Origin of the sequence: Martinezella lusitana, assembly GCF_014207095.1 — a bacterium.
In the GTDB taxonomy this organism is placed as follows: domain Bacteria; phylum Pseudomonadota; class Alphaproteobacteria; order Rhizobiales; family Rhizobiaceae; genus Rhizobium; species Rhizobium lusitanum_B.
In genome coordinates, this window is record NZ_JACHBG010000012.1 from 70,417 (window position 1) to 85,741 (window position 15,325).

Annotated in this window: 15 protein-coding genes; 7 read left to right on the forward strand and 8 right to left on the reverse strand. The window is 60.1% G+C overall.

Features of this window, described 5'->3' with window-relative positions:
* Positions 1-223: 223 nt before the first annotated feature.
* The 3 genes from GGD46_RS21915 to GGD46_RS21925 all read left to right on the forward strand — a co-directional run bounded on the left by GGD46_RS21915 (position 224) and on the right by GGD46_RS21925 (position 4,343).
* Complete coding sequence (locus GGD46_RS21915) at positions 224-1,270, forward strand: substrate-binding domain-containing protein (RefSeq protein WP_184707849.1); 1,047 nt, start codon at positions 224-226, stop codon at positions 1,268-1,270.
* Positions 1,271-1,339: 69 nt separating this feature from the next.
* Positions 1,340-2,545 (forward strand): acyl-CoA dehydrogenase family protein, encoded by a 1,206-nt coding sequence (locus GGD46_RS21920; protein WP_184707852.1) that lies wholly within the window; start codon positions 1,340-1,342, stop codon positions 2,543-2,545.
* 325 nt (positions 2,546-2,870) lie between these two features.
* Complete coding sequence (locus GGD46_RS21925; RefSeq protein WP_409527703.1) at positions 2,871-4,343, forward strand: nucleobase:cation symporter-2 family protein; 1,473 nt, start codon at positions 2,871-2,873, stop codon at positions 4,341-4,343.
* 116 nt (positions 4,344-4,459) lie between these two features.
* Here the strand turns inward: GGD46_RS21925 and GGD46_RS21930 are convergent, their stop codons facing one another.
* The 8 genes from GGD46_RS21930 to GGD46_RS21965 all read right to left on the reverse strand — a co-directional run bounded on the left by GGD46_RS21930 (position 4,460) and on the right by GGD46_RS21965 (position 11,657).
* Positions 4,460-5,677, reverse strand: coding sequence for an SfnB family sulfur acquisition oxidoreductase (locus tag GGD46_RS21930; protein ID WP_184707858.1), 1,218 nt, complete (start codon positions 5,675-5,677; stop codon positions 4,460-4,462).
* 174 nt (positions 5,678-5,851) lie between these two features.
* A complete protein-coding gene (locus GGD46_RS21935) occupies positions 5,852-7,150 on the reverse strand; it encodes an NAD(P)/FAD-dependent oxidoreductase (RefSeq protein WP_184707861.1) in 1,299 nt (432 codons plus the stop codon).
* A 136-nt stretch (positions 7,151-7,286) separates the two neighbouring features.
* Entirely contained in the window at positions 7,287-8,543 is a 1,257-nt protein-coding gene (locus tag GGD46_RS21940; RefSeq protein ID WP_184707864.1) for an ABC transporter substrate-binding protein, read from the reverse strand.
* A 53-nt stretch (positions 8,544-8,596) separates the two neighbouring features.
* Positions 8,597-9,025, reverse strand: a complete 429-nt coding sequence (locus tag GGD46_RS21945; protein WP_184707867.1) for a hypothetical protein — start codon at positions 9,023-9,025, stop codon at positions 8,597-8,599.
* Complete coding sequence (locus GGD46_RS21950; RefSeq protein WP_184707870.1) at positions 9,022-10,077, reverse strand: aldo/keto reductase; 1,056 nt, start codon at positions 10,075-10,077, stop codon at positions 9,022-9,024. Before GGD46_RS21950 ends, GGD46_RS21945 begins: the two co-directional genes overlap by 4 nt.
* A 5-nt stretch (positions 10,078-10,082) precedes the next feature.
* On the reverse strand, positions 10,083-10,436 hold the full coding sequence (locus tag GGD46_RS21955) for a TIGR04076 family protein (RefSeq protein WP_184707873.1): 354 nt from the start codon (positions 10,434-10,436) through the stop codon (positions 10,083-10,085).
* Between the two features lies 1 nt (position 10,437).
* Entirely contained in the window at positions 10,438-10,926 is a 489-nt protein-coding gene (locus GGD46_RS21960) for a DUF3830 family protein (RefSeq protein WP_184707876.1), read from the reverse strand.
* Positions 10,923-11,657 (reverse strand): GntR family transcriptional regulator, encoded by a 735-nt coding sequence (locus tag GGD46_RS21965; protein ID WP_184707879.1) that lies wholly within the window; start codon positions 11,655-11,657, stop codon positions 10,923-10,925. Before GGD46_RS21965 ends, GGD46_RS21960 begins: the two co-directional genes overlap by 4 nt.
* Positions 11,658-11,778: 121 nt before the next feature.
* On the opposite strand from GGD46_RS21965, the gene GGD46_RS21970 reads away from it, so the two are divergent.
* From GGD46_RS21970 to GGD46_RS21985, 4 genes are read left to right on the forward strand one after another with little or no spacing between them, the layout of a single operon-like run.
* A complete protein-coding gene (locus GGD46_RS21970; RefSeq protein WP_184707882.1) occupies positions 11,779-12,576 on the forward strand; it encodes an ABC transporter ATP-binding protein in 798 nt (265 codons plus the stop codon).
* Positions 12,573-13,322, forward strand: coding sequence for an ABC transporter ATP-binding protein (locus tag GGD46_RS21975; RefSeq protein WP_184707885.1), 750 nt, complete (start codon positions 12,573-12,575; stop codon positions 13,320-13,322). The genes GGD46_RS21970 and GGD46_RS21975 overlap by 4 nt, the downstream gene beginning before the upstream one ends.
* Positions 13,319-14,227: a branched-chain amino acid ABC transporter permease gene (locus GGD46_RS21980; RefSeq protein ID WP_184707888.1), complete on the forward strand. Its 909-nt coding sequence runs from the start codon at positions 13,319-13,321 to the stop codon at positions 14,225-14,227. Before GGD46_RS21975 ends, GGD46_RS21980 begins: the two co-directional genes overlap by 4 nt.
* A complete protein-coding gene (locus tag GGD46_RS21985) occupies positions 14,224-15,204 on the forward strand; it encodes a branched-chain amino acid ABC transporter permease (RefSeq protein ID WP_184707891.1) in 981 nt (326 codons plus the stop codon). The genes GGD46_RS21980 and GGD46_RS21985 overlap by 4 nt, the downstream gene beginning before the upstream one ends.
* Positions 15,205-15,325 lie beyond the last annotated feature (121 nt).

Here is a 15,325-nt window from a genome sequence, read left to right on the forward strand (position 1 = left end):
GCCGCTTGCTTTCGAGCGCATCGGTTGGTGCGGCTGATCCGCCGCGTGCCTCTCAGGCAACGCCTTGCCGTCTGGTCTTCCCTCGGAGAACAAAGAATCTCCGAAGCTCACCAAAATCGGATGATTTAATCTACTAAAAACATAGAGATTATATCTAATAATTGCATGCGTCGCGGGATTGTCCGTCAGACGACGCTCCAGATCGATCGCGAGGTTCGCTAAGATGAAGTCCCTTTCAAGGCTTGCCCTGTCAGCCGCTGCCATTTCCCTTTTCATTTCGCAGGCTGCATTGGCAGGCGGCGTCAGCGGTGCGCCTGCTCCCTTTGACAAGGGCGGCGTAAAGGTTGCGCTGATCAGCTATATTTCTGCCGGCGATTTCTTTCAGGCCTATCAGGCCGGAGCCGAGGCGCAGGCGAAGGCGCTCGATATCGATCTGCGCGTCTTTCCCGGGCGCCAGAATGCGGCTGAGCAGCGCGAGCAGATCCTGCAGGCGATCAACCTTGGCGTCTCCGGCATTGTCATCGACCACGGTCTGCCGGAATCGCTAGGTGACGTCGTTCAGAAGGCGCTGGACAAGGGCATCAAAGTTGTCGCCTTCGACGTCAATCTCAACAATCCGAAAATCCCGCAGGTCGAACAGAGCGATCACGAGCTGGCCGAACTCGCGCTGAAGCAGGTCGTGAAGGACAATGGGGATAGCTTCAAGGCAGGCTATGTCTATGTCGCCGGCTTTGCGCCGCTCGATCGCCGCAACGAGGTCTGGGATAAGTTCAAGAAGCAGAATAGCGGTGTCGTCGAAAAGGCGCGCTTCGGCAATGTCAGCGATACGACAGCAACTTCGACTGCCGATCAGGCGAAGGCGGCGCTGACGGCGAATCCGGATATCGGCGTCATTTTCGCTCCCTACGACGAGTTTGCGCGCGGCGTGAAGCTCGCCGCCAACGATCTTGGCATCGCAAACAAGCTGAAGATCTATTCGGCCGACGTTTCGACGGCCGATATCCAGGAAATCACCGAGCCCGGCAGCCCCTGGGTCGCGACTGTTGCGACCAATCCCGCCGTCGTGGGAGCCGTTTCCATTCGCGCGACGGCTCTGCAGATCGCGGGGCAGGACGTGCCGCACCAGATTACCGTCAAGCCGACGCTCCTGACCCAGGAGGGGCTGCGTACGGCCGGCGTCAAGACGATCGAGGAGCTCGCGCAGAAGGTGCCAGCCTTCAATGCGAGCGATGCAGTGACGGCGAGCTGGATACCACAGAAGCTCTTCTAATCAGTTGATACCGATTTGCCGGCGGACTACGCGTCCGCCGCTTTATGCCAAAGAACCGGAGTTTACGTCATGAGCCAGTCCAACGTCGTCTTTGCCGGCAACCGGAATGTCACGCGCGAGATCCTTTTTGCCAGGGCTGAGGAAATTGCCGCCGATCTTTCCACGCGTGCCGCGGAGCTTGACCGTGAGGGCCGCCCACCCCTTGCGGAGATCGTCAAACTGAAGAATGCAGGCCTGTTGAATGCGCTGCATGCGCAGCAAATCGGCGGGGGTGGTATCGACTGGGTGGACGCCTTGCGGCTCGTGCGTATCCTCGCGCGGGGAGAAAGCTCCATTGGCCAGCTTCTCGGCTATCACTACGTCAATAGCCAATATATTCATTGGGCCTTCGATGAGGCGCGCGCGCAGGAGCTTGCCGGCAAGACAGTTGCCAGCAGTCTCTATTGGGGCGCAGCCGTCAATCCGCGCGATCCGGGGCTCGTGCTGACGCGCCGCGCCAACGGCTATGTTCTGAATGGCCGCAAATCCTTCTCGACCGCAGCGCGCGTCTCCGACTACATCAATGCCAATGCCACGCTCGATGACAGGATCGTCGGCTTCGCCGTCCCGACCGATCGAGCGGGCTACAAGGCCAACGACGACTGGGATAATTTTGGCCAGCGCCTGTCCGACAGCGGCAGTGTCGAATTCCATGACTTCCCCGTCTACGAAGAGGATCTGGACAAGGCGGCATCGACCGGCGTCGAGGCACCTGTGCTGGCGACCTTCAACACGCCGCTCATCCAGTTGGTCTTCGTGAATTTTTATCTGGGTACGGCAGAGGGCGCGTTGCGCGAGGCTGTCGATTATGTGCGGACGACGACAAGGCCGTGGATCACGTCCGGTGCCGAGCGTGCCGCCGACGATCCGTATATTCTCGAACGTGTCGGCGAGTTCACCGCTGCCTTGAAGGCTTCCGCTGCCTTGGCCGACAGTGCTGCCACGACCGTACAAGCCGCTCTTGCCAAGGGGCAAAGGGTGACGGCGCGGGAGCGCGGCGAAGTCGCCGCCGAAGCCTATGCCGCCAAGGTCAGCGCCACCCACGTTTCCCTTGACATCACATCACGCATATTCGAGCTGACCGGCGCACGGTCGACAGCGGAGAAGTATCGTTTCGATCGCTTCTGGCGCAATGTCCGGACGCATACCTTGCACGATCCCGTATTCTACAAGGCCAAGGAAGTCGGAGAGTTCGTTCTCAATGACAAGATTCCCGAGGTGAGCCTCTACAGCTAGGCCTATTTTCGCCGTAGGAGCACGCAGGCGAGAGACAGACCACTGGCTGTCGAAAACCTCCATTCAATCCGAAAGGATCGAATGGAGGTTTTTGGCTGGAAGTTGATTTCTCAAGACGGAGCTTGCGTCCATTTGAAGCGAGTGCTTCAGCAAGCCGTTTGCACTGTTGACGCGTAGCTCAATCCCGATCCTATATTCATAGGCGAAACGGTGTCTTCCATAAGGTGTTTCGCATTTTTCTATAAAGTCATCCGAGGTCGGACACCGTAACCTGTATTTCTCATTTGGAGGAAATGAGAAACGCAAAGGTATGGAGGAGTTTACCTTGGCAGTACCCGCAGAGGAAAATGCCGCGTCTTTATCCCCTGAGGATGAAAAGCTCGGTCTTGGCGCAAATCTGGCCTACGGCCTTCAGCATGTTCTCACAATGTATGGCGGTATTGTCGCCGTTCCCCTGATCATCGGCCAGGCATCCGGTCTCGCACCCGCCGATATCGGTCTGCTTGTGACGGCATCGCTGTTTGCCGGCGGCCTCGCAACCATCCTGCAGACGATCGGTCTGCCCTTCTTCGGCAGCCGACTTCCCCTCGTGCAGGGCGTGTCCTTTTCCGGCGTCGCGACCATGATCGCCATTACCGGACACGGCGGCATCCAAGTCGTGCTCGGCGCCGTTATCGCGGCTTCGATCATCGGGCTTGCCATCACGCCGGTGTTTTCGCGCATCACGCGCTTCTTTCCACCCCTCGTTACAGGCATCGTCATCACGACCATCGGGTTGACGCTGATGCCGGTTGCTGCGGGTTGGGCCATGGGCGGCAATAGAAGCGCACCGGAGTTCGGCAGTCAGGCCAATATTCTGCTTGCGGCCGTGACGCTTGTCATCGTCTTGCTGCTCAGCAAACTGGGAAGTGCCGCGATATCAAGACTGTCAATCTTGCTTGCCATCGTCATCGGAACAGGCATCGCCTATGCGCTTGGCATGACGGATTTCTCGCGCGTGGCGAATGGTCCTTTCGTGGCTCTGCCTCAGATCTTTCACTTCGGCTATCCGATCTTTGACGCGGCTTCGATCATCTCGATGTTCATCGTCATCATGGTGATCCTCGTTGAGACGTCGGCCGATATTCTGGCTGTTGGCGAGATCGTCGGGACGAAAGTCGATGCGCGTCGGCTTGGAGACGGTCTGCGTGCCGACATGCTGTCCAGCATCATTGCCCCCGTTTTCGGATCCTTCACCCAGAGCGCCTTCGCGCAGAATGTGGGCCTTGTCGCCGTGACCGGCATCAAGAGTCGCTATGTCGTCGCAATGGGCGGGCTCTTTCTCGTCGCCTTGGGATTGTTGCCGGTCGTCGGCCGTATCGTGGCTGCGGTTCCGAGCTCGGTGCTTGGCGGTGCCGGCCTTGTCCTGTTCGGCACGGTTGCCGCAAGCGGGATCAGGACGCTCGCCAAGGTCGACTACGAGAACAACATGAACCTCATCATCGTGGCGACCTCCATAGGCTTCGGCATGATCCCGATCGCGTCGCCGACCTTCTATGAGCATTTCCCGTCATGGGTCATTACCATCTTCCATTCCGGCATCAGTTCGGCGGCATTGATGGCAATCATGCTCAATCTTCTGTTCAATCACCTGAAGATCGGGAATTCCGATCAGCAGTCGGTATTCGTCGCAGGCACGGAGCGTTCGATCCGATATCAGGACATCGCCGTTCTCCACGATGGCGACTATTTCCTCAACGGCAGGCTCTATGACGCCAATGGCGCGGAGGTCCCGCTCGTCATTGCAGAGGCTCATTAGTCTCGGCTATTCATAAAAGCGGCTTGAGAGCGCCTCCACGCTTTCAAGCCGCTTCTTCATGGGTGCCTGGTGGCCATTTGCGCCATCGACGGACAGGGCCGTGGTTCAGCTCATCGTCAAAGGGCGCCGTTCTTCGGCGGAATGACGTCGTTGAGATGGTAGTTGCCGACGACATGGTATTTCCAGCGAACGGGATCGTGGAGCGTATGCGTGCGCGCATTGCGCCAGTACCGATCGAGATTGAGATCGAGCTTGACGGATGCCGTGCCGGCGAGCTCGAACAGCGTGTTGGTCGCCTCAATGGCGATTTCCGTAGTCAGCACCTTGGCTGCGGCAACCGCCAAGGTCGCCTCGATCACTCTCTTCTCGGTGGTCTCTACCTGGGCCGCATCGACCTTGCGCCCGGCACGCTCGATCGTCGCGGTGGCCGCCTCCAGCCGGATAGCAATTTGTCCGACCTTGGCGATGGTCAGCGGGTCGTCGCTAGCGTGCTCGACACCGCTGTCCATCCAAGGGCGCGCCTTGGTTTTCACAAAATTGAGCGTTTCGACAAAGGCGCCACGGGCGATGCCGAGATCGACGCCTGCATGGATGATCTGACCGACCGAACCGATCGTCGTTGGACGCTCGAAACCCTTGTGATGCAGAACGACGTGATCGGCATTCACATAGACATTGTTGAGCACCGTGGTGCCGCTTCCGGTCGTACGCTGTCCGAAACCATCCCAGTCGTCGATGATTTCGACACCCTCCGTCCCCTTCGGAACGAAGGCCATGACGAGCTTTTCGCTCTCATCAAGCGCGAAGATCGTGATCCAATCCGCAAAGAGCACACCGGTTGAATAGAATTTTCGTCCATTGATGCGGTAGCCCGGGCCGTCCCGGGCGATACGGGTATTGTAATGGCCGACGGTTTTCGTTCCGCGTTCCGACAGGGCGTTGCCGAAGCGGTCGCCGGCAAGAGCCCGGCCAAAAAAGTAGCGTTTCTGGTCTTCGGAGCCGTCTACGCGCAGTGCTTCCAGAATGTAGAAGTGGTTTTGTGGGATCTGCCCGATCGAACCGTCGGCCTGTGCCAGGATCGCGGTGATTTCGGCGAGTGTGGAATTCGAGACGTCAAGCCCCCCGTATTCTTCCGGAACCGTGATCGCCAAGAGCCCCGATTGCGCCAGTATATCCATTTCCGCAAAGGGCAGCTGTCTTTCGCTGTCGCGCTCGGATGCGGTCGAGGCGAAATGCTCCGCAAGCTCGCGGGCGACGGTGAGCGCCTGCTGCTCGGTCTCAAGCACGGTGGCCTGGGGGTGCTTGGAGTTGAGTTGGTGCAATTGCGCGTTCATGGGGGACTCCGATTTCATTCGGCGTCACGATGCCGCATTCAAAGCGGTGCTTCGAGGAAAGGCTTTTCGTTTTTTCCTGTCGGTCCGCGCCTTCATTTCTTTATCGGTAGAAATTCTAGACAATAACTATCCGGAGAAGGTGCGATGCGATTGCTCCCAAGTCTTGCACGCATTTCAACGCTGTCCGGCACGCCAGTCTGCAAAACGGGCGTGCGCGAGTGCAATGGACGCAACGAGGGGCGTTAAACTATGAAAGGGCAGCGGGCGACTGGATTGTAGTGGGATCGGCAACGAGGCGGCCTGTTCTCCAAGGGCCAGCCTGGCAAGAACATGACCCAGCTGAGCCGTCATGGCGATGCCGCGGCCGTTGCAGCCTATGCCGCCGAAGAAATTGTCGCCGAACCGATAGAGCCGAGGCAGGAAATCCGGTGTCATGATGGCAACGCCGGTCCAGACGACTTCGACGCCGGGATGGCGGGGCAGGCGGAGTTCGGATGCAAGACGGTCGACGACGGCGCGGCCGACACGCTCGAAAGCGCCGATAGGATTGATGGCCATGCCGCCGCTGATCAGCCTGTTGTCGCGATCTAGCCGGTAGGTGAAAAGATTGGAGCGCGTGTCGCCAAGGGGACGTCGGTGCGGCGCAATACGGGCAACCGTCTCCGCCTCGATTGGCTTGGTCGCTACCTGATAGACCCTGAGCGGCACACCGGTGCGTCCCATGCGGGTCGCAACACCGATCGTAAAGGCGTTCGTCGCCAGAAGCACGCTGTCTGCCTCAATCTCCCGGCCCGCAAGGGCGATCCGCCAGATACTGCCATGTCGCTCGACCCGATCTACCGAGCTGTTTTCGCTGATGTTGCCACCATGTCGCAGGACGGCATGCGCAAGACCAAAGAGATAGTTCAGCGGGTGGATGGTCCCGCCGGAATGATCGATCAACCCGCCGGAATAGATATCCATTCCCGTTTCGTCCTGGATCTCCGGCGCTTCAAGGAACTCGACCGGACGGCCAAGTTCCGCCCAATCGCGGGCGCGTTGGCGCAGAACGTCGGCCATAGCCTCGCCATAGGCAGGCTGCAACCAGCCGGTCTGGGCCGCATCGCAGGCAATCCCTTCTTCGGCGATGGTCGCATAGACCCGATCGGCTCCCGCGCCGACGAGAGAGAGAAGGGCGTCGGCTTTGTCGCGAGGCAGCTTTTGGCGAACCGTCGCCGGATCCGCCTTGGCGAAATTCGGAACGACGAAGCCGGCATTCATGCCGCTCGCGCCGGCACCCAATCGTCCTGCGTCCAGAATGCAGACGGAGCGGCCGGCGCGCGCAAGATGAAGCGCCGCCGTCAGGCCCGTAAAACCGCCGCCGATCACGACCACGTCGCAACGTGAAGGCAACTCGCGGGCAAGTTCCGGCGGCGGATTGGCCGTCAGCGTCCAGAGCGTGGGATTGGTGGGGCGGGCAATGCTGCTGGGCATTAGCGGATGATCTTCCAAAACCTATGCCAGATCGCTGTCTCGATATGCCGGCCGCTGAAAGGAATCGTTGGTCTATGTTTCCTGGACGAGGCGCCGTTTCGCGCGCCTCGTCATATTTTCAATGGCTTGCGCCAGACTATTTGATCTTTTCCTTGAGAGCCGAGACGTCTTCCATCTTCAGCTCACCATCGGTCGTGACCTTACCGTCGGCGATCTTCCAGAGACGGAACGGGCCGGTGATGTCCCCATACTGATCGAAGGAAACAGGTCCGATGACGCCTTCGTAGCGGATCGGCTTGCCTTCCTTGATTAGGCCGAGGGCCTTGGCGAACTCTTCCTTGCCGGCATAGATCGGCGCGCCCTTCGGGTCGACAACCTTGTAGATGTCATCCTTCAGCTTCGAGGTGTCGTCGCCGGCAATAGCAAGCGCGAGACCGACGATCGCGCCCGCGTCGTAGGCGCGGTCGGCCGCCGGGTTGGTCGGTTCGATGCCGGAGAAGGTCTTGTAGTTCTTGTTGAAGTAGTCGGTTGAAGGCGTCGGCGTTGTACCCGACGACGTTCCATAGGCATCCTTGAGGTAATCGGCTCCGACCGAGTCGATGAAGTCAGGGCTGTTCATGCCGTCATTGAGCAGGAATTTCTGCGGACCGCCCTGTGAGATCCATGTTCGGGCGATGGTGGCGCCGTCGACCGGCGTGCTGACGAGATAGAGACCATCCGGACTGCCTGCCATGCCTGCCGTGACTTCCGACGCATAGCTCGACTGTTTCTCATTATAGGGCGTGGTCGAAATGATCGTGCCGCCGAGCGCCTTGTAGGCCTTCGAGAACTCGGCAACCATGTTGACGCCGAAGTCGCTGTTGACGTGAATGATCGCCAGCTTCTTGAAGCCCTTGTCGATCGCGTATTTGGCGGCAGCGATGCCCTGCAGCGAGTCCGAGGTGATCGTGCGGAAGAAGATGCCGTTGGTCTTGCCGTCGCGGCCAAGCGCCGTCAGCGTCGGCGAAGAGGCGGCCGGGGAGACCTGGACGACCTTAGCGGGCGCGGTGACCGACGTCAGGATCGGGATTGTTACAGAGGAAATGATGCCGCCGATAACAGCGGGAACCTTCTTCACCTGTACAAGTTGCGTGGCGGCGTCGACTGCGACATTGCCCTGGCTCTGGCTATCGCGGGTGTCCGTCACCAGATCGCAGCCATGCACGCCACCGGCGGCATTGATGTCACGAAAGGCCATCTCGACGGACTTCGCGCCGGCCTGGCCATATTCGCCGGCCGGACCGGTCAGTTCCATCACGAGACCCACCGTCACCTTGCAGTCCGCGGCATTGGCGACACCGGCTGCGGCTAGAAGGGCCAGAGCCGTCGTGATTTGAAATATCGTCTTCTTCATCTTTGTTCCCCTTGTTCGGTCAACGATTTTCATTTCTGATTTTTAGGAACCTGTCAGTTGTCCGGCATCTGCAGCCAGGTTTCCTGCAGATGCTGCCATTCGACGCCGTTGGGCGCCGATGAACTTGCGGTGAAAAGCGCGCTTGCCTGCCGCCGGCTGAATTTGCCGGCGCGCGACTGAGCCTCGATATAGGTCAGGACGATCGTATCTGCGGTTTCATAGCTCGCGCGGATATCCGAAATTTCGATGGTGAAATTGCCCTGAAAAGTCGCCCGGTTTGCGCGGATCAATTCGATGGTCCCCGCGCGGTCGAAGACGCGCCCGGTCGGCGGGATCATGTGAAAAGCCTGACCGAATGTGCGCTCGCAGCGGCCGAAATCGATGCTGTCGGCCGTTGCGGCATCGTACCATCCCTCGAAGAAGCGATGGAAATCGAGGACCTCGGCGCTGGCCTTTTGAAAGAGAGAGGGTTGCTGGCTCATACTTTCCCCGCGTTGAGATTGTAGTGCATGATGGAGCCGTGTTTACCGGTGCGGTCGCGCTCCAGGGTATAGACGTCGCCCTCAAGGCCCGAGCCTTGGGCGATGATGCCGGAGATTTGCCGGCGGTCTTCGTCCAAGAGTGCGATATCCATGATCTTCGCGTTGGCGAGCGCATGCGCCTGATTGCGGGCGCCGACGATAACGGCGGCAACCTGCGGCTGCTCCAACACCCAGGCGCTGGCGATCGTGGCGATGTCGACGCCATGGCGATCACCGATAGCCTTTAATGTGCCGAGCAGTGATTGGAACAGCTCCCAGCCGCCGAAATCATCGATGATCAGCTTATACTTGACGAGCGAACGGTTCTCGAGCGGCATTTCCGGCTCCGGCTGTCCCAGCCATTTGTCGCTCAGGAAGCCACCTGCTACCGACCCGTAGCAGAGAAATTTGACGTCGTTTTCGGCCGCCAGCTTGGCGAGGCTATGTGATGGGCGCTGATCGAGAACGGAATATTGCAGCTGCTGGCTGACCAGCGGAATGCCGGCAGCAAGGATCCCGGCAATATGCGGCGTGTCGAAGTTTGTCGTCCCGACATTGCGCACCTTGCCTTCCCGCCGCATCTCGTTGAGCCAGGCAAGCGCGTCGAGATGGCCTGGCAGCGAATAGTCCCACCAGTGAAACTGCACGAGGTCGAGCTGCTCGGTCTTCAGCTTGCGCAGCGACTTGTCGACGATCCCTCGAATATAATCGCGGCTGATCGTTGCGAGTTTTTCAAGATCGGGCACAAGCTTGGTGTGCACCTTCATGGCACCAGCAGCTTCCGCGCCGCGTTCGTTGCGCAAGCGCTCGCGCGCTTCGCCGATCAGTTCCTCGACGCCCGTATAGATGTCGGCGCAATCATAGGTGCGGATGCCGACGTCGTAAGCCGCGATCAGATCGGTGACGGCCTGGGCGCGGTCGATGGCGCCGTGCCCTCCGGCAAGCTGCCAGCCGCCGCGGATGACGCGGGAGATCTTGTATCCGGGGCTGAGCTCAAAAGTCTTGGCGGTCATGCTGTCTATTCTCCTTCAGGCAACGGCACTGCCGTCGTTTCGGCATGGCTGAACCGTCGCGTGCCCGTTCTGACGATCCGCAGCCGGCTCGCACAGTTAGGGTCGGGGCAGGCGATTTCCGCATCCGAGGTCATCCAGTCGTTCTTATGGGTTGGCCGCTGTTTGGCCGCGAGCAGTGGCAGCACGGCCGATATGGAATAGATCGAAAAGCCCTGGCCCGGCGGCAGGGACAGCATTTCGCCCTTGAGCTCGAAATAGTCGCCCGCCTTGGCGCCGCAATAGATCGGCTTGCCCTCGGGAATAACGGCTTCGACCCTGAGGTCGAACAGCTCGAAACTGTCATCGGCGACTGTGGCCATGTCAGATCTCCGCGCGCTCAAAGGTGACGTCGCAGGCACCGCTGCGACGGATGATGCCGCAGCCGGCAGCAAAATGTTCGCGTTCCTCGACGCGGACTTGCGCGATGACGCTGCCGGCAAGCCAGCCGATCGGGAAGAGCAAGCGCGCGCCCTGTCCATAGAAAAGGCCGATATCGAAAATGGCGTCGGGATTGCCGCCCCACATGCGCGGTGGCACATAGCTTAAGACGATATCGCCCGGCTGCGGCGTCAATGTCGCGTTTTCGGCTGGCAGGGCGACGGCATAGGCTGTGTCTTTCAAATGCGCGGGCGGGATCGGGCAGGAGATTTCCGGCCCGGTCCACATGGCATGAATGCCGCCGACCACGCGCGGTTCGCTGAGGTAGCTCCAGAGGAACGCGGCATTGTCAGGCGCCTTGGCTTCCAGCAGCGGCGCAAAGACGCTGAGACCGGAGCGTGGTTCGGAGATCTTGATGGCGCGGTGGCTCATGCGGATAGGCCCTTCTTGGAATCGGCTTCAAGTTTGTTGCGCAGGAACACGAAGGGGCGGCTGATATCGGCGATCAGCGCTTCGCGGGCCCCCGCTGCATCCTGTGCGGCCATCGCCTTGACGATGGTACGGTGATAATGGGCGGTGTCGACTTCGCCGGCGTCGGAGAAGGCGTATATGGCGACGCGGATACAAGGACCGGACTGCAGCCACAGGCTCTCGATCATCGGGATCAACACCGCCGAACCGCAAGCGCGATAGATCTCGAAATGGAAGGCCTGGTTGAGCGTTACTTCGCGGTCGACGTCCTTTTTGTGCTTGAGGGCGCGCATCTCGTCCCATTCGCCGAGCATGCCCTCGATGGTGGCGATCTGGCGCGAATTCATGCGGGTTGCCGCAAGCGCAATGGCCTCGCCTTCAATGAGGATGCGAGCACGCAGAAGGTCATCCATGCGCTCAAGCGTGATCGGCGGCACGCGAACGGATCGGTTGGGAAGTGCCTCCAGCGCCTTTTCGGTAATCAACCGACCGAGCGCTTCGCGCACAGGCATGGTGCTGGTCATCAGCGCGTCGGCAAGGCCACGGATCGTCAGCACCTGGCTGGGCTCGAAAAGGCCGCCGATCAGCGCGCGGCGCAGCTCGGAGTAGACACGGTCCTGGACGGTCTCGCGGCCTACGGGCGCAAGCTGTGCGGCAATCGGATCGCTCTTGTCGGCGGTGGCCTTTTGCATTCGAAATCCCTTTTTTCGGCTTGCAGAGTGGATTAAAGCTGATTAGCATGATCAATGCAAGTGTGATCACAAATCAAATAATCAGGGACGGCGGCGACCGTCTTCCGGCCAGAGGGATCTCATGAGTACGACAACTGAACGGCATGGGGAGGAAGCCCGGCCCGTTCTGAGCGCAAAGAACGTGGTGCGCCGTTTCGGCGGCATCACCGCCGTCGGCGATGTTTCGTTCGACGTGCGGCAAGGCGAGATCCTGGGCTTGATCGGCCCGAATGGAGCCGGCAAGACGACGATGTTCGATCTGCTGGCCGGCAGCGTTGCTCCCACCAGCGGCGAGATCACGTTGAATGGCGCGCCCGTTGCGGGCGAGGCGGCGCACCGCCGGATCGGACGCGGCCTCGGGAGGACATTTCAGATCCCGCGGCCTTTCCCCAATCTGACACTTCTCGACAATGTCATGCTGGCTGCCCAAGATCAGGCGGGCGAGCGCTTGCTGTCGAATTTCCTTCGCCCGTGGAAGGTCGCGGAGCAGGAGAGGGGAGCTCTTGCAAAGGCGATGGAACTGCTGGCGCTCGTTCACCTGACACGTCTGGCGCATGAACCTGCACGCGTTCTGTCCGGCGGACAGCGCAAGCTTTTGGAGCTTGCCCGCGTCATGATGGCCGATCCCGCCCTTATTCTGCTCGATGAACCCGCCGCCGGTGTCAATGCCACGCTTCTGGAGACCATTATCGACCGCATCCGCGATATCAACGAGCGCGGCGTTACCTTTCTGCTGATCGAGCACAATATCGATATGGTGACACGGCTCTGTCATCGCGTGCTCGTTATGGCAAGCGGCCAGCTTCTCTGCGAGGGTACGCCAGAGGAGGTCGCCCGCGATCCACGCGTTATTGAGGCTTATCTTGGAGGCGCGGCATGAGCGAGCCCGTCCTTGTCGTTCGCGATCTCGTGGCAGGCTATGAACCCGGCGTGCCGATTGTGCGCGGAGCCTCGATCACCGTTGCGGAAAAGGAAATCGTCGTCGTTCTCGGCCCTAATGGTGCCGGCAAATCGAGCTTCATCAAGGCGATTGCCGGTCTCGTTCCGGTCGAAAGCGGCAGGGTGGAACTGGCAGGCAGAGATATCACCCGCGCGCCGGCGCACACTATGGCGCGGCTTGGCCTTGCGTTCGTGCCGCAGACGGAGAATGTCTTTCCGCTAATGTCGGTCGAAGACAATCTGAAGGTCGCCGGCGGCATTCTGAAGCCGAAGGAAGTGCCCGGTCGCATTGAGGAAATGTATGCGACCTTTCCGGATCTCGCGCGCCATCGCCGCATTGCTGCCGGCAATCTTTCCGGCGGACAGCGCCAGATGCTGGCCGTCGCACGTGCCCTCATCGTTCACCCCAAGCTTCTTGTTCTCGATGAACCATCGGCCGGCCTGTCACCGAAATTCGTCTCGATGGTCTTCGACATGTTGACCGAGATCCGCAAATCGGGCGTCACCATTCTGCTGGTCGAGCAAAATGCCAAGGCGGCGCTTGCCATCGGCGACCGTGCCTATGTGCTTGTCGAGGGCAAGGACAGGCATGAAGGGGTCGCCTCGGAGCTCTGGAACGACCCGGTCGTCGCTGAGCTCTATCTCGGCCAGCGCCCGGCTGCTTCCAAAACCGGAGGTGCGGCATGAACCTGCAGTTTATCGTCGACGGATTGCTGACAGGGTCCATGATCGGCCTTGGCGCTATCGGCGTGACGCTGACCTATTCGATCCTGCGCTTTTCGAACTTCGCCCATGGCGACTTCATGGCTTGGGGCACCTACGCGACCCTTGCCGTCGTCAGCGCCATCGGTGCAATCTTTGGCAAGGTCGCCCCGATCGGTCCGCTCTCTTTTGGCTGGCCGCTGATTGTCGCGGTCATCGCCGCCATGGGCTTCACCGGCGTTCTTGCCCTTGCGCTCGACAAAGTGCTCTTTGCCCGGCTGCGAGCCAAGGGCCAATCGATCATCGTCGTCATGGCGAGCTTCGGCGCCTCTATGGCGCTACGCAGCCTGCTCGAGTTCCTCTTCACCTCGCGCCCGACCTATTTCAGCCGCGCTATCCAGATTGCTATGCCCGTCGGCTTTGGCATTCGCATCACGCCCGATCAGATCGCGCTTTTGATCGTCACCGCGCTGCTGGTCTTCGGTGTGCATATGCTGATGACGAGGACGCAGACGGGCCGTTCCATGCAGGCGCTCAGCCAGAATCCCGCGCTTGCCCGCATCGTCGGCATCGATGTCGCCAAGGTCGTGCGTGTCACCTGGCTGATCGGCGGCGGGCTCGCCTGCGTTGCCGGCGTCATGATCGGCATTCTCGTACAGATCCGTCCGCTGATGGGTTTCGACATGCTGCTGCCGATGTTTGCCGCCGCCATTCTTGGCGGCATCGGCAGCGTGCCGGGCGCGGTCCTCGGTGGCCTGATCATCGGCCTTGCCGAAGCGGCCGCGGTTCAGCTTGTCGGCGCGGAATGGCGCGCAGCCATCTCCTTCATCATCCTGATGGCGGTGTTGTTCGTCCGGCCGATCGGTCTTTTCGGAGTGAGGGAGCGATGATGGATATTATTGGCTATGCCGCTTTCTTCCTGACCACGGCGCTGATCTTTTCGTTCATCACGCTTGGCCTGAACCTGCAATGGGGACTGACGGGCCTTTTCAATGTCGGCCTTGCCGGCTTTGTCGCCATTGGCGCCTATACCTCGGCGCTGCTGACAACGCCGGATACCGCCGGGCGTGTCGGCGGCTTCGATCTGCCGATCCTTGTGGGCTGGCTAGGCGCAATGGTCGTGGTGGGGCTTGCTGCGGCTATCATTGGCGTGGCGACACTTCGGTTGAAATCGGATTATCTGGCGATAACGACCTTCGGTGTGGCTGTCGTCGTTCAGCTTGTGGCGCTGAATGCGCAGAGGCTGACGGGCGGTCCGTTCGGTATCGGCTTCATCCCGCGACCGTTCTCCAGCCTTGCCGAGACACCGTTGCTCTTCAACTTCGCCAACCTCGGCGTCGTGGTCGCCGTGCTGTTGATTGCATATTTTGCGCTCGAGCATTTGGCGCGCAGCCCCTGGGGACGCGTTCTGAAAGCTTTGCGTGAAGATGAGCGCGCCGCCGTTTCGCTCGGCAAGAGCGCGCGCTTCTATCGCGTTCAGGCTTTCGCCGTCGGCGGTGCGATCATGGGGCTCGCCGGCGCCATACAGGCACATTTCATCGGTTTTATCGCGCCTGACAACTATCTTCCGATCCTGACATTTCAGGTCTGGGTGATGCTGATCGTTGGTGGCTCCGGGAGCAACAAGGGAGCCATCATCGGCAGTATTGTTGTCTGGGCAATCTGGGCAGGCTCCGGCGCGCTGACGAGCGCACTCTTCTCCCCTGAACAACAGGCTCGCGCCGCCTCGCTGCAGATCGTGGCAATCGGCGTCATGCTCTGCATAATTCTGCTGGTGCGCCCGGGTGGGATTCTTGGTGACGTGCCTCGCCGGCGTCCAGCTGCGCGTCGATCCTCCTCCGTAGCGGATGAAGCCAGCTCTTCCTGACGTCCAAGGAGGACAATCCCGAAGGGATAATGGATCAGTCTTTGACAGCGACGAAAGGCATGATATTGAAAAGCATGTGCAACGTTCGCCGTACCAGCTTGCAGATTATTCTCGCCATTCA

Coding starts and splice junctions, on each gene's coding strand:
- GGD46_RS21955 (WP_184707873.1), bottom strand. CDS start 10,436: ATGGCCACAGTCGCCGATGACAGTTTCGAGCTGTTCGACCTCAGGGTC.
- GGD46_RS21950 (WP_184707870.1), bottom strand. CDS start 10,077: ATGACCGCCAAGACTTTTGAGCTCAGCCCCGGATACAAGATCTCCCGC.
- GGD46_RS21960 (WP_184707876.1), bottom strand. CDS start 10,926: ATGAGCCACCGCGCCATCAAGATCTCCGAACCACGCTCCGGTCTCAGC.
- GGD46_RS21935 (WP_184707861.1), bottom strand. CDS start 7,150: ATGCCCAGCAGCATTGCCCGCCCCACCAATCCCACGCTCTGGACGCTG.
- GGD46_RS21940 (WP_184707864.1), bottom strand. CDS start 8,543: ATGAAGAAGACGATATTTCAAATCACGACGGCTCTGGCCCTTCTAGCC.
- GGD46_RS21980 (WP_184707888.1), top strand. CDS start 13,319: ATGAACCTGCAGTTTATCGTCGACGGATTGCTGACAGGGTCCATGATC.
- GGD46_RS21915 (WP_184707849.1), top strand. CDS start 224: ATGAAGTCCCTTTCAAGGCTTGCCCTGTCAGCCGCTGCCATTTCCCTT.
- GGD46_RS21920 (WP_184707852.1), top strand. CDS start 1,340: ATGAGCCAGTCCAACGTCGTCTTTGCCGGCAACCGGAATGTCACGCGC.
- GGD46_RS21975 (WP_184707885.1), top strand. CDS start 12,573: ATGAGCGAGCCCGTCCTTGTCGTTCGCGATCTCGTGGCAGGCTATGAA.
- GGD46_RS21945 (WP_184707867.1), bottom strand. CDS start 9,025: ATGAGCCAGCAACCCTCTCTCTTTCAAAAGGCCAGCGCCGAGGTCCTC.
- GGD46_RS21930 (WP_184707858.1), bottom strand. CDS start 5,677: ATGAACGCGCAATTGCACCAACTCAACTCCAAGCACCCCCAGGCCACC.
- GGD46_RS21965 (WP_184707879.1), bottom strand. CDS start 11,657: ATGCAAAAGGCCACCGCCGACAAGAGCGATCCGATTGCCGCACAGCTT.
- GGD46_RS21970 (WP_184707882.1), top strand. CDS start 11,779: ATGAGTACGACAACTGAACGGCATGGGGAGGAAGCCCGGCCCGTTCTG.
- GGD46_RS21985 (WP_184707891.1), top strand. CDS start 14,224: ATGATGGATATTATTGGCTATGCCGCTTTCTTCCTGACCACGGCGCTG.